21 protein-coding genes and 1 pseudogene are annotated in these 24,871 nt (G+C 72.9%); 11 read left to right on the top strand and 11 right to left on the bottom strand.

What is annotated here, in order from left to right; translation table 11 throughout:
* Positions 1-431 precede the first annotated feature (431 nt).
* The 5 genes from U5640_RS01515 to rbsD are packed head-to-tail and all read left to right on the top strand — an operon-like array spanning position 432 to position 4,594.
* Positions 432-1,469 carry a substrate-binding domain-containing protein gene (locus U5640_RS01515; RefSeq protein WP_340373977.1) on the top strand — a complete coding sequence of 346 codons (1,038 nt, stop codon included), beginning with the start codon at positions 432-434 and terminating at the stop codon, positions 1,467-1,469.
* 7 nt (positions 1,470-1,476) lie between these two features.
* Positions 1,477-2,436, top strand: a complete 960-nt coding sequence (locus U5640_RS01510; protein WP_340373976.1) for an ABC transporter permease — start codon at positions 1,477-1,479, stop codon at positions 2,434-2,436.
* Positions 2,437-2,444: 8 nt separating this feature from the next.
* Positions 2,445-3,245 carry an ATP-binding cassette domain-containing protein gene (locus U5640_RS01505; protein ID WP_340373975.1) on the top strand — a complete coding sequence of 267 codons (801 nt, stop codon included), beginning with the start codon at positions 2,445-2,447 and terminating at the stop codon, positions 3,243-3,245.
* Positions 3,238-4,188 (top strand): ribokinase, encoded by a 951-nt coding sequence (locus tag U5640_RS01500; RefSeq protein ID WP_340373974.1) that lies wholly within the window; start codon positions 3,238-3,240, stop codon positions 4,186-4,188. The genes U5640_RS01505 and U5640_RS01500 overlap by 8 nt, the downstream gene beginning before the upstream one ends.
* Positions 4,189-4,192: 4 nt before the next feature.
* Entirely contained in the window at positions 4,193-4,594 is a 402-nt protein-coding gene (rbsD, locus tag U5640_RS01495) for a D-ribose pyranase (RefSeq protein ID WP_340373973.1), read from the top strand.
* Between the two features lie 901 nt (positions 4,595-5,495).
* Here rbsD and U5640_RS01490 read toward each other — a convergent pair.
* On the bottom strand, positions 5,496-5,930 hold the full coding sequence (locus U5640_RS01490; protein WP_340373972.1) for a hypothetical protein: 435 nt from the start codon (positions 5,928-5,930) through the stop codon (positions 5,496-5,498).
* Between the two features lie 105 nt (positions 5,931-6,035).
* Here U5640_RS01490 and U5640_RS01485 point away from each other — a divergent pair, with 105 nt between their 5' ends.
* Positions 6,036-6,197: a hypothetical protein gene (locus U5640_RS01485; protein ID WP_340373971.1), complete on the top strand. Its 162-nt coding sequence runs from the start codon at positions 6,036-6,038 to the stop codon at positions 6,195-6,197.
* A 150-nt stretch (positions 6,198-6,347) separates the two neighbouring features.
* Complete coding sequence (locus tag U5640_RS01480; protein ID WP_340373970.1) at positions 6,348-7,175, top strand: DoxX family membrane protein; 828 nt, start codon at positions 6,348-6,350, stop codon at positions 7,173-7,175.
* A gap of 204 nt (positions 7,176-7,379) precedes the next feature.
* Here U5640_RS01480 and U5640_RS01475 read toward each other — a convergent pair whose 3' ends face one another.
* The gene (locus U5640_RS01475; protein WP_340373969.1) at positions 7,380-7,811 is read right to left on the bottom strand and encodes a tautomerase family protein; all 432 of its coding nucleotides are present in this window, start codon (positions 7,809-7,811) and stop codon (positions 7,380-7,382) included.
* Between the two features lie 308 nt (positions 7,812-8,119).
* On the opposite strand from U5640_RS01475, the pseudogene U5640_RS01470 reads away from it, so the two are divergent.
* Positions 8,120-8,179, top strand: a pseudogene (locus U5640_RS01470) (hypothetical protein); the annotation flags it as partial.
* Between the two features lie 278 nt (positions 8,180-8,457).
* Here the strand turns inward: U5640_RS01470 and U5640_RS01465 are convergent.
* The 6 genes from U5640_RS01465 to U5640_RS01440 form a co-directional block, all read right to left on the bottom strand.
* Positions 8,458-9,693, bottom strand: a complete 1,236-nt coding sequence (locus U5640_RS01465; protein ID WP_340373968.1) for a cytochrome P450 — start codon at positions 9,691-9,693, stop codon at positions 8,458-8,460.
* A 34-nt stretch (positions 9,694-9,727) separates the two neighbouring features.
* Positions 9,728-11,119: an FAD-dependent oxidoreductase gene (locus U5640_RS01460; protein ID WP_340373967.1), complete on the bottom strand. Its 1,392-nt coding sequence runs from the start codon at positions 11,117-11,119 to the stop codon at positions 9,728-9,730.
* Positions 11,116-11,358 carry a ferredoxin gene (locus U5640_RS01455; RefSeq protein ID WP_340373966.1) on the bottom strand — a complete coding sequence of 81 codons (243 nt, stop codon included), beginning with the start codon at positions 11,356-11,358 and terminating at the stop codon, positions 11,116-11,118. The genes U5640_RS01460 and U5640_RS01455 overlap by 4 nt, the downstream gene beginning before the upstream one ends.
* A gap of 112 nt (positions 11,359-11,470) precedes the next feature.
* Positions 11,471-12,112, bottom strand: coding sequence for a hypothetical protein (locus U5640_RS01450; RefSeq protein WP_340373965.1), 642 nt, complete (start codon positions 12,110-12,112; stop codon positions 11,471-11,473).
* A gap of 127 nt (positions 12,113-12,239) precedes the next feature.
* Positions 12,240-12,740, bottom strand: a complete 501-nt coding sequence (locus U5640_RS01445; RefSeq protein WP_340373964.1) for a GNAT family N-acetyltransferase — start codon at positions 12,738-12,740, stop codon at positions 12,240-12,242.
* 43 nt (positions 12,741-12,783) lie between these two features.
* Entirely contained in the window at positions 12,784-14,793 is a 2,010-nt protein-coding gene (locus U5640_RS01440) for a SpoIIE family protein phosphatase (protein ID WP_340373963.1), read from the bottom strand.
* Positions 14,794-15,031: 238 nt separating this feature from the next.
* On the opposite strand from U5640_RS01440, the gene U5640_RS01435 reads away from it, so the two are divergent.
* From U5640_RS01435 to U5640_RS01425, 3 genes are all read left to right on the top strand, one after another.
* Entirely contained in the window at positions 15,032-15,532 is a 501-nt protein-coding gene (locus U5640_RS01435) for a hypothetical protein (RefSeq protein ID WP_340373962.1), read from the top strand.
* A gap of 180 nt (positions 15,533-15,712) precedes the next feature.
* On the top strand, positions 15,713-17,353 hold the full coding sequence (gene ctaD, locus U5640_RS01430; protein WP_340384862.1) for a cytochrome c oxidase subunit I: 1,641 nt from the start codon (positions 15,713-15,715) through the stop codon (positions 17,351-17,353).
* 3 nt (positions 17,354-17,356) lie between these two features.
* Positions 17,357-17,896, top strand: a complete 540-nt coding sequence (locus U5640_RS01425; protein WP_340373961.1) for a hypothetical protein — start codon at positions 17,357-17,359, stop codon at positions 17,894-17,896.
* Positions 17,897-18,268: 372 nt separating this feature from the next.
* Here U5640_RS01425 and U5640_RS01420 read toward each other — a convergent pair whose 3' ends face one another.
* The 3 genes from U5640_RS01420 to U5640_RS01410 form a co-directional block, all read right to left on the bottom strand.
* Positions 18,269-19,939 carry a protein kinase gene (locus tag U5640_RS01420; protein WP_340373960.1) on the bottom strand — a complete coding sequence of 557 codons (1,671 nt, stop codon included), beginning with the start codon at positions 19,937-19,939 and terminating at the stop codon, positions 18,269-18,271.
* A 137-nt stretch (positions 19,940-20,076) separates the two neighbouring features.
* Positions 20,077-23,007, bottom strand: a complete 2,931-nt coding sequence (locus U5640_RS01415; protein WP_340373959.1) for a poly(A) polymerase — start codon at positions 23,005-23,007, stop codon at positions 20,077-20,079.
* Positions 23,007-24,806: an RNA ligase family protein gene (locus tag U5640_RS01410; RefSeq protein ID WP_340373958.1), complete on the bottom strand. Its 1,800-nt coding sequence runs from the start codon at positions 24,804-24,806 to the stop codon at positions 23,007-23,009. The genes U5640_RS01415 and U5640_RS01410 overlap by 1 nt, the downstream gene beginning before the upstream one ends.
* Positions 24,807-24,871: the final 65 nt, after the last annotated feature.

Below are 24,871 nucleotides of genomic sequence, written 5' to 3'. Positions count from 1 at the left end.
GGCAAACGGAATCAGGAAAAGCAACACCCCTCAGCGGCGAAGGGGAACGCCCATGACTCCCCATGCCGCCTTTGCCGGCCCGCTCACCATGCCGGTTCCTCCTCCAGTTGCCCGTCGCAGATCAACGGCAGCCGGATCCGACTCCTGAACCCGTTCGGCATCACCGCCCGGCCACCCCGTCGTAAGACACCGGCGGACCGGCCGGCCCCCACGCCACGACACGCACCTGCCGATGACGCCGGGCACGGACCGGCCGGCCGGCCGGGCGCCGTCGAATTCCGCTTCCCGGTCACGCATCACCCCGGCGTCGGCTCAGCCGTCAGCCGCATCCCCGAGCCGGCCCAGTCGCCGGACTCGGCCAACCGCCAGAGCCACCTTCTACCGGTCGACCACACCTGACCGGACGCAATGACGCGAAGAAAGGCACCACCATGTCCAACCACACCAGACGCCAGCTGCGCACTGCGACCGTCGCCCTTTCCGTGCTGGCCGCAGTGGCCGCGTGCGGGCGGGGCGGGGACAACGCGAGCAGCGGGAGCGGCGGGAGCAAGGGCGTCCGCATCGCCATCGTCACCCGTGACTTCACCAACCCCTACTGGGCGGCGCTGCGCGACGGTGCCCTGGCCGAGGGCAAGAAGCAGGGCGTCACGGTGGAGGTCCAGGCCGGCCAGTCGGAGACCGACTCCACTGGGGAGAACGCCAAGTTGTCCACCCTGGCCGGGCAGAACTACGACTGCTTCGGCGTGGTGCCGGTGAACGCCACCAACGTGATCACCCCGCTGGTCCCGGTGGCGCAGAAGAAGATCCCGATCCTGAACCTGGACACCCAGATCGACCCGGACGCCTCCAAGCAGGCAGGAGTGTCCTACGCGTCGTTCATCGGCTCGGACAACCTGTCCGCCGGGGAGCAGGCAGGACAGGCGTTGCTCAAGCGCATGGGCGGAAAGGGCGACGTGGCGATCCTCCAGGGCATCGCGGGCGAGCAGAACGGCATCAACCGCCAGAAGGGCTTCTCCGAGACGGTGGCCGGCAAGCTGAACATCGTCGCGACCCAGCCGGCCGACTACGACCAGGCCAAGGCGCAGACCGTCACCGAGGCCATTCTGAAGGCGCACCCGAAGATCACCGGAATCTTCGCCGCCAACGACTCCATGGGCCTGGGCGCCGCGCAGGCGGTGAAGAACGCGGGGCTGACCGGGAAGGTGTCCATCATCTCCGTGGACGGCATCACCGCCGCGCTGGAGGCCGTGAAGGCCGGCACGCTCAGCGGCACCATCTCGCAGTACCCCTACGCCGAGGGGCAGATGGCCGTGCAGGCGTGCATCGACCTCGTCAAGAAGAAGACCGTGCCAAGCCGGATCGTCTCCCCGACGGCGCTGATCGACTCCAGCAACGTGGACAAGGCGATCAGCTCCTTCCCGCAGCCGGTCGAACCGTTCACCAACCCGCTGACCGCGGCCGGGAAGTGAGCTGATCATGGCAGACGTTCAGGCGCCCGGTCGCCTCGCCGGGCACCTCTCAGTCGGGGCGGCGGCACGTTTCGCCGCCCCGATCGGGGTGGCCCTGGTCTTCATCGTTTTCTTCATCGCCACACCCGACTTCCTCACGGTCGCCAATATCAGCGACCTGCTGGTGTCCACCTCGATCCTGCTGGTGCTCGCCATGGGCCAACAACTGGTGGTCACCGTGGCCGGCATCGACCTGTCGGTGGGGTCCAACCTGCCCTGGGCGGCCGCAGTACTCGGATACGCCTACACCCACGGCTGGGGGCTGCCCCTCTCGATACTCCTGGCACTGCTGGCGGGCCTGACGGTCGGCGTGATCAACGGCCTGATGGTGGCCCGGCTGAACATGACGGACTTCATCGTCACACTCGGCTCGCTGACCGTGGTCAGCGGCTTCACCCTCCTGCTGAGCACCGGCAACACCGTCGCGGTGAACTCCTCCTTCCTCCGTGACCTGGCGCTCGACGGCATCGGCCCGGTGCGATGGTTCTGGGTGGTGGCCGTCCTGGGGGCGGTGACGGTCGGCTTCCTGCTCTTCCGCACCCGCACGGGTACGTACCTGCTGTCCACCGGCGGCAACATCGAAGCCGCCCGCGAGGCCGGCATCCACGTCGACCGTATGCGGCTCATCGCCTACGCCGGCTCAGGGCTCGCCTGCGGAGTCGCCGCAGTGCTGTTCGTGGCCCGCACCGGCGGCGCCGACCCGAGCCTGCAGACGGACCTGCTGCTCAGCTCCATCGCCGCCGTGGTGCTCGGCGGGTCCAGCCTGTTCGGCGGGAAGGCCTCCGTGTTCGGTTCCGCGGCCGGCGCGGTGCTGCTGCAGTCCCTGGTCAACGGCTTCACCCTGCTCGGCATCTCGCAGTACTACCAGCCCGTCGCGGTCGGCGCGGTGGTGCTCAGCGCCGCCTTCATCTCCCGGTTCCAGAAGTAGGGACAGTCATGACAGACACTCTGGCCCGCGAGGCGGGCGAAGCCTCCGCCGTCGACCCGCCGCTCGTGGAGATCAGCGGGCTGCGCAAGTCCTTCGACGCGGTGCGCGCACTGCAGGGCGTGGACCTGGCACTGGCCGAAGGCGAGGTCACCGCACTGCTGGGCGACAACGGGGCGGGCAAGTCCACCCTGGTGCGCTGCCTGACAGGGGTACACCCACCGGATGACGGCGAGATCCGCTTCCGCGGCGAGCCGATCCGGCTCGGCTCGCCCGACGACGCGCGGCGACTGGGCATCGAAACGGTGTACCAGACCCTCGGGCTGATCGAGGACCTGACGGTATGGCAGAACCTGTACCTGAACAGGGAACTGACCACGGGGTTCGGTCCCATCCAGGTGCTGGACAAGAAGTCCATGATCGGCCACAGCCAGGACATCCTGTCCCGGCTGGACGTGAACGTGCCGAACGTCCGGGCCACGGTACGTCGGATGTCCGGCGGCCAGCGGCAGAGCATAGCCATCGCCCGGGCGGCCAACTGGGGCAAAACCCTGGTGATCATGGATGAGCCGACCGCCGCCCTGGGCGTGCGGGAGACGGCGGCTGTGGAGGCGCTGATCCACCGGCTGCGCGACACGGGCGTGACCGTACTGCTGATCAGCCACGACATGGCGCAGGTGCTGCGGGTGGCGGACACCGCGTACGTGCTGCGCCGTGGGCAGACCGCCGCCCGGCGGACCGTCGCCGACACCACCGGCGACGAACTGGTCGGCCTGATCACGGGAGCCATCGAAGGAGACGTGCGTGCCTGAGCCCCGCTCGCCGCTCGTGGTGGTGATCGGCTCGGTGAACGTCGACCACGTCGTGGAGTCCGACGCCTTCCCGTCACCCGGAGAGACCATCCTCGGCCGGACGGCGCAGGTCACGCTCGGCGGCAAGGGCGCCAACCAGGCGGTGGCGGCCGCGACCGCCGGGGTGCGCACCGCGCTGATCGCCCGGGTCGGCGACGACGCCGCGGCCACCACCGCACGTGCCGGTCTGTCCGCCAGAAACGTGGACGTACACGGTGTGATCCCCGTCCCCGGCGCGGAGACCGGAACCGCATGGATCACCGTGGCGGCCGGAGACAACACCATCATCGTGGTCTCCGGGGCCAACCATCAGTGGCCGCCCCAGGGCGACCCGACAGGCGGCGCCGGCGCGGACGCGGACGTCGTGCTGGCCCAACTGGAGATCCCGCTGGACGTGGTGGAGCGCGCGGCAGCGGCCTGCAAGGGGCGATTCCTGCTCAACGCCGCGCCGGCCGCCGAACTGCCGGACCGGCTCATCTCCCGCTGCCACGTGCTGATCGTGAACGAGCACGAGCAGGCAGTGGTCTCCGGGCAGCAGGACACCGACACGACCACGGACCTGGCCGCCGTACGGAAAGCGCACGCCGCGCTGCGCGCCCGGGGCGCCAAGGCGGTGGTCACCACTTTGGGAGCCGCGGGCGCGATCATCACCGACACGGACGGCACCACCACCGCGATCCCGGCCATCCCCGCCACCGTGCGGGACACCACCGGGGCCGGCGACGCGTTCGTCGGGGTGTTCGCCGCCCGGTTCGCAGCCGGCGACTCCCTTCTGGACGCCGCCCGGCTGGGGATCGCCGCCGGCTCCCTGGCGGTGCGGGCCGCCGGCGCCCAACAGTACTGCGCCGACCTGGACACGCTTCGCGTCATGGTCGCCACCGCCACCACCGACAGGAAGGACTGAACCCGTGAAACGCAACGGCATCATCCACCAGGAGCTGGCCGGTCTGATCGCCGGACTTCGGCACACCGACACCTTCGTGATCAGCGACGCGGGGCTGCCCCTGGCGCCGGGCACCCCCACCGTGGACCTCGGCTACCGGTACGGTCAACCGCCCTTCCTGGACGTCGTCGAGGCCGTACTGGGACAAGTCGTGGTCGAGGGCAGCTGGGTGACCGGCAAGGTCCGCGAGGTCAACCCCACCGTCCACACCGGGCTTTGTTCGCTCGGCCTCGACCCGGAGCCTCTCGATCACGACGAGTTCAAACGGCGGGTCGGAGCCGCGAGATTCGCCGTGCGCACGGGCGAGGACAGCTTCTTCGCCAACGTGCTCCTTCGCGCCGGCGTCCCGTTCTCCGGCGAGTACTGACAAGAACCCCTGACGCAATGGTCTTTGAGGAGATTGGATCACTGGCGGGACTGGTGAGCCGGGGGCACGGCGTGGCGCCGCCGAAGCCGTGGGAGGTCGACGACGAACTGTGGGTGGTGGCTCGACATCCTCCTCGCCACGTTCCGCAGCGCGAACCTCCCGGACTTCCGCAAAACAGCCGTCGACGGTTCCGGCCGGCGTCGGCGTGAAGCCGCTGATCGACCGCCGGGGCGCCGAACACGGCTCCGGACCGGGCACCGAACGCTGTTCCGTGAAGCGTCCGACTGCCCACTGCCGCGGCCTGCGGATCCACCGCCCCGCGGGTGGCCAGCAGGTCGCCGTCCACGCCCATCCGGGGTACCGCGGGGTACCCCGGCGGCCGGCCGAACCCGTGGCGCACCGCACGGGGCCGCCGCCGGGGATGAGTGGACGCGATGCACTCCACCGCGCGCCCGTGCACGGAGGCTCGTGGAGACCACGGTGGTGCGGATCGACGACCTGGACCGACCTGCGTCCGAGAACGGCGAGCTCCCGACCGTCCGCGCCGAAATCCAGCAGCACCGGTTCAACAACAACGACCTGCTCGAGACTGCATCTTCGAGGACTCCCGGTCGGAGCTCTCTGACGGGCCGGACGAAGTGCTGCTCGCCTTCCTGGCGCGGACCGTCCGTCCCGAGGTTGCGGCCGGCGTCGAGGAGGCGATGAAGGATGAAGCAGGTTGAGGAGCTGAACCGGCTGCTGACACCGGATGGGTGGGGCCTGCGTTCGTACGAGTTCCTCTCCGGCCGCCCTCTCTGCACGCCGGTCCGGCTTCCGCCCACAGGCCCGTTGGTCCCGCTGCCGCTGCCGCTGCCGCTGCCGCTGAACGACGACGACACGAGCAAGCTCGTCCCAGTTGGCCTTACGACGCATTCGATGGAGGTACGGAAGGCTGTTTGGATCCCTCGACGCAGCCCTGCATCATCGCCGTAGTGATCTTGCCCTTGAAACCTGCTGCTGGCGTCAGCCGGTCCTGGCACCAGAGAAAGACGTCGTCCGCCATGCCCGATCCCGGGTTCTCTCCTTGCCTGGCGAGACCGGCGGCGAAGTCGTAGCCGCGCTTGTATTGGGCGTCCGCAATCGAGCCGGGCTCGTACGGGTTCCCGTAGATGATGGGACCTGACGGGTCGGAGGTGCCGCCTCGAGGCATGAACATGGCAATCAGCAGCACAGAGGGCAGGCCGATCAAGACCGAGGCGAACAGCCAGCCCATCTTCCGGGACGTCTTCTTGCCGACCGCATAGGACAGCATCGCCGGCGGAATGGCCAGGACGAACGCCAGGAACGGGATGATCACCAGTCCACCTGCCACCGGCCAGGCCCCCTTTCGCAGCTCGGCGGCGCCATGTTACGTCTCGTGATCGGGACACGGAGGCGCGGGGTGTGCGGTGCTCAGCGACGCGTGGCTGCCGAGCACCACCAGTCGGGGCGTCGGCAGTCCTTGGCCGGGTGGGCCCGGACGCCCACCTCCGTCGCCGTCCACGGCTCCGAGGAGTACGTGACCGACGCGGCCTACACGACCAACACCAACCCCAACTTCATGACCGCACACCTCGCGCACTGATCCCTCATCACTCCAAGGAACCGCGCATGACGACGCCTCCGGTCTCTACCCCGTGGAAGGCCGCACGACGTCGACCTCAACCGGTTCACGCATCATCAACTCCCCCATGGCGTCGGCTTCCTCCTGCTTCGCCTGACCCTCGACCCGATCATGGTCGCCCATGGCACGCAGAAACTGATCGGCTGGTTCGGGGGCCCCGGTCTCGACGGCACCGCGGCCTTCTTCAAGGCCGGGGGATACCCGTCCGTCAAAGCGCTGGCGATCCTGGCCGGGCCGGCGGAGACCGGAGGCGGTCCCGGGCTGGTACTCGGCCTGCTGACCCCGCTCGGCGGGGCCGCCGTCCTTGTCAGCCTTGTCAACGCCATCGGCGTGAAGGGGGACGGCGGGTTCTTCGCCCCCGCCGGTTCGAGTACGAACTGCTCCTGGCGGTCACCGCCGTCATCCTGTGCCTCATGGGCGCCGGCGGTCTGGCCGTCGCCGCGCGATACCTCTCCTACGGCAGCACTGGCTCCAATACGGCGCGATCGCGGCGCTGCTCGGTGTGCTGACGGCGGCGCTCTTCCTGATCCTGCGCCATTGAGGAAAGTGACGATCGCCAGGTGCGGCCGGGGGCTGCTGTGCGCCAGGCCTCCACGGGGTCGTCCTGCGTGGGGTCGACGAAAGCGATCTCCCTGCGTATCGCTGAGGGGCCCGACACCACGATCAGTGCCACCGCTCGGGCCGCCAGTTCCACGGCGGCGCCAAGCCCCACCGGGCCTACGCCCGTCCGGCGGCAGGATTCCGGAACGCAGCACGCCGTTGACGCCGGTGGCCAGTGGTTCCGTCGCCGACCTCAGGACCGGGAACACGCCGGAAAGGATCTTGAGAGTGGCCGTACGCACAGACCTTCGAGCGTTCGGCCAGCCCGCCGGGGGCCGTCGTTGCTCGAGTTGCATGACGTCGGGATCCTCACCGTGTTGGACCACACTGTGTTGCTGATGATGCGAAAGTTGTCTGTTCCGGCGGCTTCGGAGTTCATGACTGCTGCGGGTCGCTACGTCCGTACCGCGTCCTGCTCTACCCGCTACGCGTCGGTTGGGCCCCGCCCGTTTTCAGGCGAGGCGGCGTAGCGCATGCCGGTGAAACGGGTGCAAGGCATACGGGCGAGGTGACAGCGGTCGGAGGGTGCCGCACCCAGTGGCGTCACTCCCCGGCGCGCTGTTTCTGGGCGAGAGCCAAGAGGTCGGCACGGCGGACGATTGCGCCCCCTGCTCCCCATGTTCCGTCAGGCTGGTCATGCACCAGGACCCACACCCTCGGCGCATCGTCCTGGCCAAGTCCGGCAGCGGACAGCACGATCCCCGTGGCCTCCTCCACGAGGCGGGCTCTGCCCTCGTCGGAGAGCACGCCTTGCGGAACCGTGACGTCGATGAGGAATCGTGGTGCGTCGTCCGCTGCGGTGGTCTGCGCCCCCTCGGGCAGTTCGACGAGATAGCTCCACAACTGGGCCCGGAAAAATGCTGCGTCGGGCGCTCCCTCGCAGCGCAGCAGCGCTTCGGCCAGATCCTTCTGGACGGTCTCGCGGCCCTCGGGGGGGAGAGAACCTGCCGGGACGGTGAGCCTGATCATCGACATGACGACATCTCCTTGTCTGCCGTACGCGCAGGTGCGATACAGCAAGATCTACTGGGGTCATTGTGGCCTGGTCGGCGCGGTGGCGGGGTGTGACAAGCGTTGCTGTGGCCGGACTACGCCTTCTTCCAGTAGGACCGCGAAGCGCGCGCGGACATCGTGCATGACACGCCCGGCGGAACCCGTCCACCCAACACTTCTTCACGACTGCCTTCCGTGGTGAACGACGGCTCGTTGGCGGACCTGCCGCCGAGCTGGGCGAGTTCGGACAAGACCAGCTCGGCGCGCTCGGCCTGGTCCTCAACGCCATCGTGCTGTGGACCACGAAGTACATCGACGCCGCCGTCGCCCAGCTCCGCGCCGAGGGCCACGAGATTCGCGAAGCGGACATGGCCCGGCTCTCCCCGCTCAAGCACCGCAACCTGAACCTGAACCTGAACCTGAACCTGCGCCTCGGCCCGGCCGTGGGCCACCGTCAGGAGCCGGTCGAAGGTCCCGTCGTCGGCCCAGCGGGCGAAGAGTCCGTGCACCGTCGGTCACGGGCCGCACCGCTCCGGCAGATCCCTCCCGCCCGCACCGCCTCAGATATCTCCCCCTCCCGCACGACCAGTCCGACGATCAGGCGATCGGATGATCGGAAAGACCCTCCCTACGCCCGGATCCCGTCGCACGCGATCCGCAGATGCCGGGGTCCGCGCAGTACGGCGTTGCGGCGGTACGGTGGCGGGTCCTCCAGCAGTCGTGGGTTCTCCAGTCGGCGGGCCAGCTCCGCCAGGGCGAACTGGGTCTCCAGCCGGGCCAGGGGCGCGCCGAAGCAGCTGTGGATGCCGCTGCCGAGGCCGAGGTGCTGGTTGTCCCGGCGGTCGGGGTCGAAGCGGTCGGGGTTCTCGAAGCGCCGCGGGTCACGGTTGCCGGACGCCAGCACCAGCCACAGGGCGGAGCCCTTGGGGATGGTGACACCCCGGACCTCGACATCGGCGAGGGTGACCCGCTGTGGCACCAGCTGCACCGGCGGCTCGAAGCGCAGCAGCTCCTCGACGACGGGCACGGCCAGGCGGGGATCGGCCCGCAGCCGGTGCAGCACATCGGGGTTGCGCAGCAGGGTCAGCATGCCGTTGGTGACCAGGTTGACGGTGGTCTCGTGGCCCGCGATCAGCAGCAGCGCGGCGGTGCTGAGCAGCTCCATCGTGGTCATCGAGCCGTCCTCGCCCTGGGCCGTGGCCAGCGCGGAGAGCATGTCGTCGCCGGGGTTCCTGCGGCGCTCCTCGACGAGCCCCGCCAGATACATCCCCAGCTGCGTCCGGGCGTCGTGCGCGCCCTTGCCGCGCTCGGCGGGATCCGCGTCCGGGTCGGGGTCCAGGCTCGCCGCGATGGCGTCCGCCCAGGCGTGGAAGCGCGCCTCGTCCTCGCGGGGGATCCCCAGCAGCCGGCAGATCACCGTCACCGGGAACGGGTACGAGAACCGGTCCACCAGGTCGAAGCGGTCGGGATCGCCGATGCCGTCGATGAGACCGGTGACGATGTCCCGCAGTTCGCCGCGCATCCCGTCGATCCGGTGCGGGGAATGCGGAGGTCCGAACGGGCGGTTCGTCATCCGGCGCAGCCGGTCGTGCTCGGGCGGGTCGAGCCGCAGGAAGCTCGGCGGCAGCGCGCTCTCCTGCTGGTCCGGCTCGGCCAGCGGATCGTGCGCGGTCTGCGCCACGGTCCGGGAGTCGGAGCTGATCCGGGGATCGTGCAGCAGACCGAGGATCTCGTGGTAGGTGCTGACGACGTACGGCCCCTCGCCCTCGTGATACACCGGCGTCCTGCGCAGCTCCTCGTAGATCGGGTACGGGTCGGCGCGGTTGGCGTAGTCCAGGATCCGGTGCAGCGGCGATGGCGTCATGGCTGGGTCCTCGGGGGCTCGTGGCCGAAGCGGGTCAGTGCGCGGGGGTGAACGACAGCCGGCGGTCGGCCGGCGAGTACCCGCTGAGGGTCACGGTGGGACCGTGGGTCGGCACCGACGGGTCGGGGAAGTCCGCGTCGAGCGGCCGCCGCCCCTCCGGGCGCCGGTCGACCGTGGCGAACTCCGGCGGGAACGGCGCGGTCGTCTCGATCAGCCGCTGGTAGAACGGCAGCCAGCGGGCCTGGTCGAAGGAGACCGCACCGATGATCCGCCCCTGGTAGCCGTACACGCCGACGAACCGGCGCTCCTCCAGCGACCCCTGGGTGATCAGGATCTCCGTCCCCAGCGAGGGCACCCCGACCGACTTGATGTTCACTCCGAACTGGGACGACCAGAAGGCCGGGACCTCCATGTGCGGGATCCGGTCGGTGCTCTCGCTGAGCATGTTGTGGGCCGCCACCCGCGCCTGGGAGACGGCGTTGCCCCAGTGCTCCAGCGACAGGAACTGGTAGCCGAACAGCGGGTGCGGGCAGCGGGCGACGTCACCCGCCGCGAACACGTCGTCGGTGACGATCCCGCGGATGTCGAAGGCACGGCAGCCCGCGTCGCAGGCGATCCCGCGGGGTCCCGCCCCGAGCCCCGACCCGGCCAGCCACTCGGTGTTGCGGAGGGCGCCGAGCGAGACGACCACCACGTCCGTCTCCACCGTCGAGCCGTCGGAGAGCTGCGCGGCCCGTACCCGCCCCGAGGCGTCGCCCTCCAGCGCCGTCACCATCACCCCGCACCGCAGATCCACGCCGTGCCGCCGCTGAAGGTCGGCGGCGACCGCGCCGACCACCCCGCCGAGCGCGCCGACCAGGGGCGAGGCCCCGCGCTCGGCGACCGTGACGGCCAGACCCCGTTCCCGGCACGCGGCGGCGATCTCCGACCCGGTGAACCCGGCCCCGACGACCAGCACCCGCTTCGGCCCCGCCGCCAGCCGCCGCGCGAGCGCCGCGCCGTCGTCGCGGGTCCGCAGCACGAACACACCGTCCAGCTCCGCCTCCGCCTCGCGCGGCCACGGCCGCGCCCGCACCCCGGTGGCGATCAGCAGCCGGTCGTACGGCACCTCGTCGCCGTCGGCCAGCCGCACCCGTCGGCCCGCCATGTCCAGCCCGGTCGCGGCGACGCCGAGCCGCCAGGTCGCGTCGACAGCCGCCAGCCGGGGCAGCGCGGTCCGCTCGGCGGCCGCCCGCCCGAGCAGCACCGTCTTCGACAGCGGAGGCCGGTCGTACGGCTCGTGGGGCTCGTCCCCGATCAGCGTCAGGGAGCCCGCGAACCCCTTCTCGCGCAGGGTCTCCGCCGCCCGCAGACCCGCCAGCGACGCGCCGACCACGACGATCCGGCCCTCGCGCCGGAACCGTTCCGGGAACCCGTCCGCGCTCACCGGCCGGACACCGCCCCGGGCGTGGCGTCCGCCGGGTCCACCGGGTCCACCGCGTCGACGAGCACGGCCTGCACCGGGCACGCCGCGGCGGCCTGCGCCAGCTTCTCCCGCTGCCCCTCGTCCGGCTCCGGGTCGTAGAGCAGCGCCTCGTCGCCGTGCATGGCGAAGACCTCGGGGGCGAGGAACGCGCACTGCGCGTAGCCCTGACATCGGTTCAGATCGACGGCAATCCTCGGCACGGGTTCGGTCCTCTCCTACGGCCCTGACGAGCCCCTGCTGCCAGCCTCGGGGGCCGTGGCACGGGCGGCGACGAGGAGCGGCCCGTTCGGGTGAGGCCGGTGGCCGGCCCGCTCACGCCGAGGCGGCCCGCCGCCCCGCCGCCGAGGCACGCCCGCCCCGCAGGATGTCCAGGCTGACGATCAGCGCCCAGACCGGGAAGACCAGCTCGGACCAGGGCAGCCGCGCCCCCACCAGCAACAGCGTCAGACCCGCGGCGAACCCCAGGAGCACCAGGGGACGCGGCAGGACGCCGAGCCGGCGGCCGATGGTCGAGGTCGTCAGCATGAACACCGCCGCCATCCGCATCGAGTACGTGGTCAGCAGGGTGTACGCGTAGTGGCGGCCGAAGGGGGCGTCCTGCTGGTTCTCGTCCAGCACGGTCACCGCCGCCGCGGCGCACCCGAACAGGGTGGCGACGAAGATCAGGCCGCTGCCGAGGAACACCGTGGACACGAACCGGTCCTCCGCGTCCCCGGCCTGCTCACGCAGGGCTCCCATGAACCACAGGAACGCGATCCCGGCGTACGGCAGCAGGCCCAGCGCCGTCTGCACGGACCTGCGCTGCGCCGCGTCGACCGTGATGTGGTGCCCGTCGGCCCCGCCGGGCAGGGCGGTCCGCAGCAGGACGATCGCCACGCCCAGCAGGACCGCGAACACGACACCGGCGATCCCGGCGGCCCGCGGTGTCCCGAGGCGCTCGCGCTTGTGCTCCATGGTCTCCCGCTCTCTCCGCACACCTCTTGGGTCCAGACACCCGTGCCGCGGCGAGTTCCGCCACCGGGACCACTCGGGAGGGAGACAGCGGTGGGCCGTACAGGTCACCGCGCGGGGGCGGTACCCGTCACAGGGCGCGCTCCATGCACACCAGCCCCTCCCGGCCGTCCCACGGGGGGACGACGGTGAAGCCGAGCCGCTCGTACAGCGCGATCGCGCCCGTCCGCCACCGCCACACCGACAGCCCCACGGTGCGCACGCCGCTCCGCCCGGCCTGCGCCAGCGCGGCCCCGATCAGCGCGGAGGCGACCCCTCGGCCGCGCTGCGCGGGCCGTGTCCACAGCCGTTTCACCTCGCACCGCCCGCCCACCGCCCCGGTCACCACCACACAGCCCACGGCGGCGCCCCCGCTCACCGCGACCAGCACCACGTCCCGCCCGAACGCGCCGAGGGGATCGCGGACCTCTGCCCGGTAGCGCTCCGGCAGCTCCTCCACCCGCTCGACACCCTCGCCCTTCTCCTCCTGGGTCCGCAGGTGGTAGGCGGCCAGCAGCCCGGAGAGCCCGCCGTCGGGAGAGTGGTCCTGCCCCGTCCAGCGGACGACGGCGATCTCGTGCTGATCGGTCATGCCGCCAGCATCACACGCCCCCGCCGACGCGGAGGCCCCCGGGTCACTGCGGGCGGGCCATCAGCACCGCGACGTCGTCCTGGGCGGGGAGCGGCAGCATCTGTTCGAGGACGCCGTCGCAGAGCGCGGCCAGGGACGGCGCGGGGCGCCGCAGGGCTCCGGCGAGGCGGTCCAGGCCCTGGTCGAGGTCGCTGCCGCGGGCCTCGATCAGCCCGTCGGTGTAGAGCACCAGCAGGCTGCCGGGCGGCAGCGGGACCTCCTCGGTCGCGAACCGCCGCCCTCCGGTGCCCAGCGGGGTGCCCGGGGAGCCGTCCAGGAAGGTGATCGCGCCGTCCGGGGTCACCACGGCCGGCGGCGGATGGCCGGCCCGGGCGATCAGGCAGCCGCCGGCCGCCGGGTCGTGCACGGCGTAGACGCAGGTCGCCATCTGGTCCTCGCCCATGTCGGCCACCACGGCGTCCAGCGAGCGCAGCATCCGGGCCGGACGGATGCCGTGCCGGGCCAGTGACCGCACCGCCGCGCGGAGCTGGCCCATCACCGCCGCCGCATGGATGCCGTGGCCCATCACGTCACCGATGACCAGCCCGGTCCGGTCGTCCGGCAGCGCGATCACGTCGTACCAGTCACCGCCGACGTCGTGCTCACTGGCGGGCAGGTACCGGCCGGTGAGGTCGAGCCCGGGCACGTCCGGGAGCGTGCTGTTCGTCAGGCTGCGCTGGAGGGTGAGGGCCGCCGCCCGCTGCCGGGTGTACATCAGCGCGTTGTCGATGTTCAGGGCGGCACGCGCGGCCAGTTCGTCGATGAGCACGCAGTCCTGCTCGTCGAAGGGTTCCCGGCTGCGCAGCCGGGTCACCACGACCGCGCCCAGCGCCTTGCCCCGGGCCACCAGCGGGACCAGCCGCGCCGAGCCCAGACTCATCAGATAGGCGCGCAGTTCGTCGGCGCGGGGGTCGGTGACCAGGGCCCGGACGTCCGGCCGGTACAGGTTGGTGGGGCGGCCCTCGGTGATGACCCGCTCGTACAGGGAGCCCTGCTCCAGCCGGGACGTCAGGCCGGGGCGCAGTTTCGCCCGGGGCGCTGCGGGGTCGGCGAACAGGGCGGCCATGCGGCGGACCACCCCGTGCACGGCGTCGGTGGGCTCGTCGGGCGCCATCACCTCCTCCAGGAGCTGTACGTCGGCGGAGTCGGCGAGCCGGGGCACCAGCATCCGGACGATCTCCTCGGACGTCTGCTGCAGGTCCAGGGTGGTGCCGATCCTGGTGCCGGCCTCCGCCAGCAGCGCGAAGCGGCGCCGGGCGCGTTCCGCGTCGCGCTCGGCCTGCTGGCTCTCGGTGATGTCGATGAGGGACGCGATCAGCCCCAGGGTGCGGCCCGCGCCGTCGAGCAGTGGGGCGTAGGAGCACGACCAGGTCCGCTCCCGGTGCGGGTCGGCCGAGGTGCGGCCGCTGCGGCGGACGTCGACGACGGCCGTGCCCCGGTCGAGCACCTCCTGCATCGTCGACTCCAGGGCCAGCGCGTTGACCCCGGGCACGACCTCCGTGAGCCGCTTGCCCACGTGCTCGGCGGGGGAGACGCCGTTCATCCGGGCGAGCGCGTCGTTGACCCGCAGGAAGCGCAGATCGGTGCCGAGCGTGGCCAGGCCGATCGGCGACTGGCGGAACAGGCTCTCCAAGGCCGCCAGCGAGTCCCGCATCCTGAGGACCTGGGAGGTCTCGACGGCGATCAGCATCGCCCCGGCCCGCCCGTCCGGACCGGCGGCCGGGACGATCCACATCTCCATCGTGACCTGATGGCCGTCGCGATGGCGCACGGACAGGGTCCCGACGACCGTCTCCCCGCTGTGCACCCGGTACGTCAGCTCGTCGGCCAGCTCACGGTTGCCCTCGGGCACCAGCAGCGCCGACGCGGGCCGGTCGAGCACGTCCTCGGCCCGGTACCCCAGCAGGTCCTGCGCGGCGAGGGACCACTCCACGATCCGGCCGTCCGCGTCCTCCCGCCACAGCGCGATCGGCAGCAGCTCGCGCAGCACACCCGCGTACCCGACCGCCTCCAAGGGCCGTCCCGGTACCTGGCCCGTCCTCCGGGGAGCATCCACCGCATGACCTCACCCTGGGCAACATGTCATACGAAAACACCATATCCGGAACCGTGGCAACCGCCGTGTCCGGCGGCACCCGTGCCCACCCCCGGCCCGCCGCGCCGCACGCTCCCGGTCAGGGCCGTTCGACTCTAGCCAGGCCCGCAGGGCCCTGACTTCACTGATCGCGTGGACCGAACGGAAGGAGCGGTGGATGATCGCGGTGGTGGGCCACGCCGACGTCACCCCGGAGAGCCTCGGGCTGATCGAGGCCGAACTGGTGGCGCGGCTGCGGGGGGAGCCCGACGGCGGACCGGGAGTGGTGCGCGCCGGGGGAGGAGCCCCGCTGGCCTTCGCGCGGGCGCTGCGCGTGGCGGGGCGGGACCTGGTCGTGGTGATCCCCACGATCGGTATGGTGCCCGCCCCGCTGCCCGAGCGGGACCGGGTGCCGACCGGGGAACTGCTGCTGCTCGCCCGGGAGGTACGACTGCTGACGTACGACCCCGGCGACCGCGACGCGTGCGTCGGCGCCGACGAGGAGATCGTCGCGGGCTGCCGGCGCCTGGTGGCCGTGTGGGACGGCTCGCCCTCCGACGGCCGGGACGCCACCGCGCACCTGGTGGCCTACGCCCGCGCCCGAGGCGTCGAGGTCGAGGTGCTCTGGCCGGCCGGCGCGAGCCGCACCACCCTGCGCGTGCCGCCGGTACGGCGGTGACGGCCGGGTCCCGACCCGGGCCGGGCGGGACCTTCGGGCCCCGGGGTCCGGGACCAGCCGGGGCCGTTCGACCCTACCGGCGTCTTCCTCACCTGCGGTGATCTTGGCTCGGCGAGAAGCCGAGCCGTCAGACGACCAAGGGGAGGACACGCACCGGTGGACGAGGCACGTACGGAACTGGTGGAGATCGCGCCGGGGAGCGCCGCGGGGGCCCCCGCCGGGCCCTCCTGGGTGGAGTGGCTGACGACCACCGACCACAAGAGGATCGGCACGCTGTATCTGGTCAGCGCGTTCGTGTTCTTCCTTGTCGGAGGTGTCCTGGCGCTGTTGATGCGGGCCGAACTGGCCAGGCCCGGGCTCCAGTTGATGTCGAACGAACAGTTCAACCAGGCGTTCACGATGCACGGCTCGATCATGCTGCTGATGTTCGCGATGCCGCTGTTCACCGGGTTCGCCAACTGGATCATGCCGCTCCAGATCGGCGCCCCGGACGTCGCCTTCCCCCGGCTGAACATGCTCGCCTTCTGGCTCTTCCTGTTCGGTTCGTCGATCGCCGCCTTCGGCTTCCTCACACCGGGCGGGGCGGCGTCCTTCGGCTGGTTCCTCTATGCGCCGCTGTCGGACTCCGTGCACTCCCCGGGCCTCGGCGCCGACCTGTGGATCATGGGCGTGGCGCTGTCCGGGTTCGGGTCGATCGCCGGCGCCGTCAACTTCATCACCACGATCATCTGTATGCGCGCCCCCGGCATGACCATGTTCCGCATGCCGATCTTCACCTGGAACGTGCTGCTGACCGGCGTCCTGGTGCTGATCGTGTTCCCCGTGCTCGCGGCGGCCCTGTTCGCGCTGGAGTGCGACCGCAAGTTCGGCAGCCACGTCTTCGACGCGGCGAACGGCGGCGCCCTGCTCTGGCAGCACCTGTTCTGGTTCTTCGGCCATCCCGAGGTCTACATCCTGGCTCTGCCGTTCTTCGGGATCGTCTCCGAGGTGATCCCCGTCTTCAGCCGCAAGCCGATGTTCGGCTACATGGGGCTCGTCGCCGCGACGATCGCGATCGCCGGTCTGTCCGTGACCGTGTGGGCCCACCACATGTACGTCACCGGTGGGGTGCTGCTGCCGTTCTTCTCCTTCATGACGTTCCTCATCGCCGTCCCGACCGGTGTGAAGTTCTTCAACTGGATCGGCACCATGTGGAAGGGCTCGCTGTCCTTCGAGACACCGATGCTGTGGACCACGGGCTTCCTGGTCACGTTCGTCTTCGGCGGCCTCACCGGAGTGATCCTCGCGGCACCCCCGATGGACTTCCACCTCTCCGACTCGTACTTCGTCGTCGCCCACTTCCACTACACCGTCTTCGGTACGGTCGTGTACGCCATGTTCGCCGGCTTCCACTTCTGGTGGCCCAAGTTCACCGGCAGGATGCTCGACGAACGCCTCGGCAAGATCACCTTCTGGACGCTCACGGTCGGCTTCCACCTCACCTTCCTGGTCCAGCACTGGCTCGGCGCGGAGGGCATGCCCCGCCGGTACGCCGACTACCTGGCCGCCGACGGCTTCACCGCCCTCAACACCCTGTCCACCCTCGGGGCGTTCCTGCTCGGCCTGTCGATCCTGCCGTTCCTCTACAACGTCTGGAAGACCGCCAAGTACGGCAAGCCGGTCACCGCGGACGACCCCTGGGGCTACGGCCGCTCCCTGGAGTGGGCCACCTCCTGCCCGCCGCCGCGCCACAACTTCACCGCCCTGCCCCGTATCCGCAGCGAGTCGCCCGCCTTCGACCTGCACCACCCGGAGATCGCCGCGCTCGAGGCGGAGATCTAGGCCGTGGTCCAGCCCGTCGCCGCTCTCGGCGCCGCGATGGTGACCGTGTCCGGCTGTACCTGGTACCTGCCGGCCCTCGTCGACCTGCGGGCCGGCGCCGACCGCACCGACTCCCGCCGCACCGCCGCGGCCGCCTGTCTGAGCGGCTGGAGCACGACCGGGGTCATCGCCCTGCTGCTGTTCCTGGCGGAGGCCTGGTGGGTGCCCGTCGCCGCGGCGGTCACCGGCGCGGCCGTCACGGCGGTCCTGTGGTGCCGTGCGCTCGTCCAGCGGCGGCGCGAGGCACGGCAGACCGCGCAGGACTGGGCGGAACTGCGCGCGGCCCCGGCTCCCGCCGGCCCCGGGCGGCGACCGCGCCTCGTCGCCGGGCTCCTCGGCGGCGGGCTGTGCGCGGCGGCGGCCACCGCGGTGCTGCAGCCGGCCCTGGCCGGGGAGCGCGGCCCGCACGGGCCGTCGCTCGCCCTGGCGCCGGCCGGGATCGTCGCCGTGTCGGTCGCCGTCGCGGCCCTCTGCGCGAGCCGGTCCCGCCGCCGGGCGTCGTAAGCGGGGGCGGGGGCGGACGGGTGCACCGGCATCGGTCGCGGTCGTGGCGGGGCACCCCGGTGGCCCGGGCCTCTTGTACAGGGCCTTCGCGTCGCGCCGGAGGCATGGGCACGCGCGCGACCCGACGCCCTCCGCGCCGGGCGCCGGCGTCACGGCTCGGCCGTCTCCCGTCGGCCTCGACGGTCGCCGCGCAGTTCACGGGCGCGCCCCGGTGCCGCTGAAGACACGGCCCGCCTCGGTGGGCGTCACGCGGTCCCGGAAGGCGACGCGGCGGCCGGCCCGGCGGACGGCGATCCCCGGCAGGTCCCTACGTCCGTCCGCCCCGGCGGCCCGGCGGGCGGACGACGGGACCTTGCGGACACGCCCCCAGGTTCACTGGTCGGCCGTCACGAAGCGCAGTCGGCGGCGCGGGGCCTTGCGGCGGGCCGCGCGGAGTTCCAGGAGGACGGCGGCGAGTACGATCAGGCCCCAGGCGACCGAGAACACCCCGGTCTGGCCCTCGTCGTCGAAGGCCAGCCAGCCCACCCCCGTACCGCCCAGGGTCAGCGCGCAGGCCGCCGCGAGCGGGGAGGGGGCGCGGGGGCGCAGGGCGCGGACCAGACAGAGCACGGCGAGGGCGAGCAGCGGCGCCGCGAAGATCTCCACGCGGTCGATCCCGTCGTAGGACGCGCTGTAGTACTCGCTGCTGTAGGAGTCGTAGTAGTAGAGCGAGCCGTACCCGGAGGAGTAGTCGGCGCCCCGGTCCATGCCGCCCGCCGTGACGCTCGCGACGGCCAGGGCCCCGGCGCCCCACCACAGGCAGGTCGCGGCGAGGGGGAACCAGCGGAACAGCGCGAGCCCCAGCACGGCGGTGGCCGCCCACACGCCGATCAGCGGTTCGAGGGAGTCGTCGTACAGGTCCTGGTAGCTGAGGGTGACGACACCGGAGGCGACGAGGCCCAGCAGGGCGACGAGCCGTCCGGCGCCGGCGGAGAGGCGCCGGGCGGGGGACGAGGTGCTGTCGGAGGCGGCCGGGCCGGGCCGCTCGCCCGGCGGCGGGCCGGACGGCCTCGGCGGTGTGGGCGTGGTGCGGGTCTCCTGCTCGGCCAGGGTCGTGTGCCCCGGTCCCGCCGGGGGTTCGGCGGCCGTGCGGGCGGGCGGGACGGTGGGGGCGGGCGGCGCGGTCGGCGTGACCGGGGCCGAGGCGGCGCGCTGACGGGTGGGAGCCGCCACCGGCGCGCCCAGCGCGGCGAGGGTCTCCGCCAGCGCCTCCCGCAGCTCCGCCGCGCTGCCGAGCCGCTCCTCGCGGTCCTTGGCCAGGGTGCGCAGCACGAGCGCGTCGACACGGGCCGGGATCTGCGGACGCAGCCGGGACGGCACCAGCGGCTCCTGGCTGATGTGCTGGTGCATCACCGCGAACGGCGAGTCGCCGACGAACGGCGGGCGGCCGGTCAGCAGTTCGTACAGCAGACAGCCCGTGGAGTACTGGTCGGAACGGCCGTCCACCGCCCGCCCCGTGAGCTGTTCGGGGGAGAGGTAGGCGGGGGTGCCGACCGTCATGCCCGTGGCCGTGAGCCGGGTCGTGGTCTCCGCGACGACCTTGGCGATCCCGAAGTCCAGGACCTTGATGTCACCGCCGGACGTCAGCATGACGTTGGACGGCTTGATGTCCCGGTGGATGAGGCCCTGGCCGTGGCTGTGGGCGAGGGCGTCGGCGATGTCCCTGCCGACGGCCAGCGCCCGTTCGACCGTGAACGGCCCCTCGGCGAGCGCGTCGGTCAGGGTGCGCCCCTCGATGAACTCCATCACCAGGAACGGCGTCGTCCCGCCGTCCGTGGTGTCCTCCCCGACGTCGTGCAGCACGGCGACGTTGCGGTGGTTGAGCGAGGCGACCGTGCGCGCCTCCCGGCGGAACCGGACCCGGAACTCCTCGTGGCGGGTGAGGTCCGGCGGCAGGACCTTGACCGCCACCGTCCGGCCGAGCTCGCGGTCCGTGGCGCGCCAGACCTCTCCCATGCCCCCGCGCCCCACGGCCTCGACCAGTTCGTATCTCTCCGCGAGCACCCGTATGACTCTGCCCCCCTGACGGCATGCGGCAGCCCGACGTCGTACCGGCTGCCGTGGATTCGCCCGCCACCCTACTGGCGAAAATCCGCCGTGGGGACATCTCGGGAATCACCGCACACATGTGCGTATTCTGATCACTTCGGTGTGGGGACCGCCCCGCCCTCGACGCACTCCCACTCGACCCCGGGCAGGCCCGTGAGCCAGCGGTCGGCGACGCTCGCGAGCCGCTCCCCGGCACGCGGCGAGGTGCGCCCGAGCCCGATCGCGTACCGCGCGGCCGCCGGGTCGTCGAGCAGCGTCCGCGGCCAGGCGTGCGCCTCCGCCACGCCCGACTCCGCCAGCGCCGTGAGCAGCGCCCGCATCCGCCCCCGTACCCGCCCGTTCAGCTCGTCGAATTCCTCCGGGCGGCGGGCGCGGACCGTCACCACCGCCCAGGACGCGTGGCGCCGGTGCAGGGGCGGCGGGGACAGGAGCACCGGCCGGGGATCCGTCCCGGACCCGGCCGCCGTCTCCGCGAGGTCCCAGGCCCGGTACAGCTCCTGGCTCAAAAGGTCCGCCGTACCGGCCCCGACCTGTCCGGTGCAGGAGCGCACCGGCGCGCCGGGGGTCAGCACCGTCAGGGCGGCGCCGTCGTCGGCCGCCGGGTCCTCCCCGGTGAGGGCGATCGGCTCCCGCCAGTCCCACGCGGCCCAGGTACCGAAGAACCGCCGCAGCAGCTCGGCGTCGTCCGCGCCGTCCGGTGCCTCCCGGACCGTGCGGGCCGCGAGCACCGCCCACGCCACCCCGGGCAGCCCGCCGAACGGGGCGGAGTCCAGCCCGCGCGCCCGTGCCCACGCCTTCACGACGCGCGCCAGCGACGCGAACCCCGGCGCACCCCCCGCGCCGACCGCCGCCAGGACCGCGTCGGCGTCGGACACCGCGCTCAGCGCGACCGCGGCGGCCTCGCCCAGCTCCGCCCGCCGCGCCACCGCCTCCCGGGGCGGCACCGGCCCCGTGCCCACGACCACCAGGTCCACGTCGAGCCCCTCGGCCCGCAGCCGCAGCCCCGGCACCCGCGCGCCGACGACCTCCCGCACCCGCGCCGCGTCCGGCAGCGCCTCCGTGACCCGCTCCCGTACGACCGTGAGGTCGACCGTCCCCGGCAGCGCGGCCACCACGTCGAGGTCGGCGCCCGCGAGGGCGCAGCCCATACGCCGGGACCCGGCCACCTCGACGGCGCCCTCGGCGAACGCGTCCGTCAGGCACCGTACGACCCGCTCGGCCGCCGCCGCCCCGTCCGCGTCGGGCCGGACCTCCCGCCCGGGGGCGGGGCCGGCCCAGTCCGCCCAGTCCCGGTCGGGGCGGCCGACGGCGGGTTCGGGCAGCCAGCGCACCTCGCCGGTGCCGAGCGCGACCGTGGCCCGCGGCCGCATCGGTTCGTCGCCGCGCCGGGAGAGCAGGACCAGTTCGCCGACCCGCGCCGTCATGGGCGAGAGCCGGGCCGCGCAGTCGACCTCGACCGCGTGCGGGTCACCGGTCCGGCCGAGGCTCAGATGCGGGGTGAACCCCTCATGGCGCCCCCGGCACCGCGGGAAGCGCCGTACGAGGGCCTGCCACAGCTCCGCCCACGGCGTCTCGTCGGCCGCGGCCGGGTCCAGCCACACCGTGGCGCCGTGCCGGTGCCCGAAGGTGTGCAGCCCGTCGAGCCGGGCCGTGAACGGCTGGACCTGCGCGGCGGCCGTGGCCAGCAGCGGCGCCGCCCGCTCGAACTCCGCCTCGGGGACGAACCCGAACAGCACGTTGACGTGCGGCGGCCAGCGCCGGATCTGCACGTCGTGGTCGCGGCGCACGTCCTGGATCGCGGGCCACAGGTCACGCGGCGGCACCCAGGCGAGCGCCGTGCGGGGCGTCGGCGCGAGGTCGAGCACGTCGACGGGCGCACCGGTGCCGCAGTACAGGTCGGCGGCGACCCCGTAGTGGTCGGAGACGTACAGCCCCTGCGGGGTGGGCGTGTCACCGAGCAGTGCGGCGCCGGTCACGCGCGGGCCGTCGGCGGCGCGGACGAAGACCCGGTCGAGGCGGGAGGCCCGGCCGCTGAGCGAGGAGACCGCGGCCAGCGGGTTCACCCCGGGGTCGAAGGTGGGGGAGTCGTCGCCCGGGCCGTGGGTCTCGGTCCAGGCGTCGAGCATGCCGAGGGTGCGCGCCGGGCCGGGCCCGCCGTCGTTGAAGTCGCCGACCAGCACCAGACCGCCCGTCACACCCGAGAGCCCCTCGGCCAGCCGGGTCAGCTCGGTGGCGCGCCGGGCCGGCCCGTCCTCGGAGTGGTCGCTCGTGAGATGGGTGGCGGCCACGGTCAGCGGACCCGACGCGGTGTCCACGACGAGGGCGGTGACGGCCTTGTGGTGCCCGAGGACGTGCACGGCCCCCTCCCGCACGGGCAGCCGGCTGAGCAGCAGCAGACCGCAGTCGTCGACGTCCTTCCCGTAGGGGTCGGTGGCCAGCGTGCAGCCCGCCCGGGCCCAGTCCGCGTCCAGCAGCATGGCCAGCAGCTCCGCCTCGACCTCCTGGAGGGCGATGACGTCGGCGTCGGCGCGCTCCAGCGCCTCGAGCAGCAGCGGGCGGCGCCGGGCGGTGTCGATGCGGTGGCTGTCGTAGCGGTCCCAGAGCGTGTTCCAGGTGACGATCCGCACCCGGTCGTGCCCCGTGTCCCGCACCGACGGCGGGGACAGCCGGGACGACGGGGACGGCTGGGGCGGTGGCGCGGGCCGCCAGCGTCCGGCCGTCGCGTCCCAGGCGTGCGGGGTGCGCGCCGTGAAGAAGGGCGCCCGCAGCCGGCGCGCCTCGCGCACCCGGCCGGCGCCGGAGGTGTCGATACGGTCCACCCCGGTGGCGCGGTCCCACACCAGCTCGCCGTCCGCCTCCACGAACAGCACCCGGTGCCAGGGGATCTCGCCGCCCGGCACGAACGCCGGCAGCGGCACCCGCTTCGGCGCGGCCTGGCGCTGGTTGATGCCGAGCACGAACCGCGCGGGGTCGAACCGCGGATCCCAGCGCACCCGGTGGTAGATCTCCTCGCTGGTACGCATCAGGCGTCCTCCCCCTCCAGTGTGCCGTCACGGTCCTGTACGGTCCCGTCCGCGCCGACGTACCAGGTCCGGTGCGCCTGGCCGGGGTACGGCGGCACGAACCGGCGCAGCTGCCCCGCCAGCACCCCGGCCGGTACCGGATGCGCGCGCCCGGCGTTGCGTCGTAGCAGCTCGTCCTCGGCCGTGACCAGCACGGCGTGGGTGACCAGCGCGTCGCGTCGGCGGGCCACCGCGTGCACCAGGGAGCGCTGGTGCGGGTTGAGCGAGGTGGCGTCCCACACCACCACCCGCCCGGCGCCCTCCGCGAGCGCCCGGTCCAGCCGGTCCAGGCCCTCCCGCAGCACCTCCCCGTTGGCCTTCTGGTCGGCCCGGCCGCCGCGGGCCTCCCGCAGCCCGTCCAGCGAGACGTACGCCGAGACGCCCTCCAGCCGTGCGGCGAAGGCGCTCTTGCCGCTTCCGGACGGCCCCACGAGCTGCACCAGCCGGGGCGACTCCCCGCCCCGCCAGCGCCAGGTCGCCGCGACGGCCTCCGCCACCGTGCCGACCCGCCCCCGCGCGTACGCCTCCCGTGTCTCCGCCCAGCAGCGGTCCGCCGCCGCGCCGCCGATCCCGTCGGACTCCAGCGCGTCGCGCAGTCCCGACCGCAGCGCCCCGAGCGGCGCCTCACCGAACAGCCCGGCCTCCTGGGCGTGCAGCGCCGACCACTCGACCTGCTCGCGCGCCTCGTCGTCCCCGGCGACCGTCCCCGCGACCGCGTGCAGCACCCCGAGATCGGCCGCGAACGACATCCGTACCAGCCCCGCCCGCCGCTCCCCGTCCGGGTAGGGCCGCTGCGGACCGCCGTGCAGCCCCACCAGGTCGGCGACCCGCCGAGCGAGCGGCACCCCCAGCGCCCCGGCGGCCCCGCTCAGCAGCCTCGCCCGCGGGGTGCGGTGCAGCAGCGCGGCCAGCACGCCCGCGAGCCGCGCGTCGCCGCCCCGGCCGAGCCCGTCCAGCCGGGCGGCCACCTCGACGGCGGCGACCGCGTCGAAGGCGGGGGCCGCACCGGAGCGGGCGGTCGCGCCCGGGTCGGCCTGTGCGTCGCCGCGCGCCGTCGCGCCCGGGCAGACCTCGCCGAGACACACGGCCAGTGCCTCCGCGTCCGGTGCCGCCCCCGACCGTACGGCCCACAGCGGTGCCGTGGGGCCCAGGCCGTTCGCCGCCACCGCCGAGTGCATCCAGTGCGTGTCCGTCGTGACGTGCCCGGACCGCACCCACTTGGCGACCCGCCCGGCGAACTCCGCCCGGGCGAAGCCCTCCACGGTCCGTACGACGAAACCCTCCTGCCGTCCCGTCGCCACCCGCAGCCGCCGCAGCGCCCGTTCGTCGAACACCCCGCGCCACAGCACCGGCGGCACCGGGACCCCGAGCCCGCGCAGAAACCGCACGGTCTCGTCCCAGCCCAGACACCGGTCGCGGGCGTCCCACACGGAGAAGCCGTAGAAGTAGCCGTCCAGGCTGTCGTACGACAGGGAGTGGCGGGCGTACATGTTCTCGCCGCACACCCGCCAGCCCGCCGGTATCCGCGCCCCCACCCGCCCCTGGAGCGCCTTGACCCACGCCCGCGACGGATGGTGCGCCGAATCCACGGACCGCGCGTGCAGCCCGTCCGCGTACAGCGTGGTGTTCTCCCCGTCGAGCTTCTCGGTGACGACGACCTCCCGCCCGACGAACCCCGCGAGTCCCCCTGCCCGCACATCGTCGGCGGAGACGCCGGGTGACCAGGGAAGATGCGGTGTTCGGGGGTAGGCGGTGCGCATGGCGGTCACTATAGGAGCGCGGGAATCCGGGCCTCCAACGGTTTACGGGACGGTACGGGCGCGTC

The organism is Streptomyces sp. SS7 (assembly GCF_037993025.1).
GTDB lineage: Bacteria > Actinomycetota > Actinomycetes > Streptomycetales > Streptomycetaceae > Streptomyces.
Note: the sequence above shows the minus strand (reverse complement) of the source record. Positions and strands in the feature narration are given on the sequence as shown.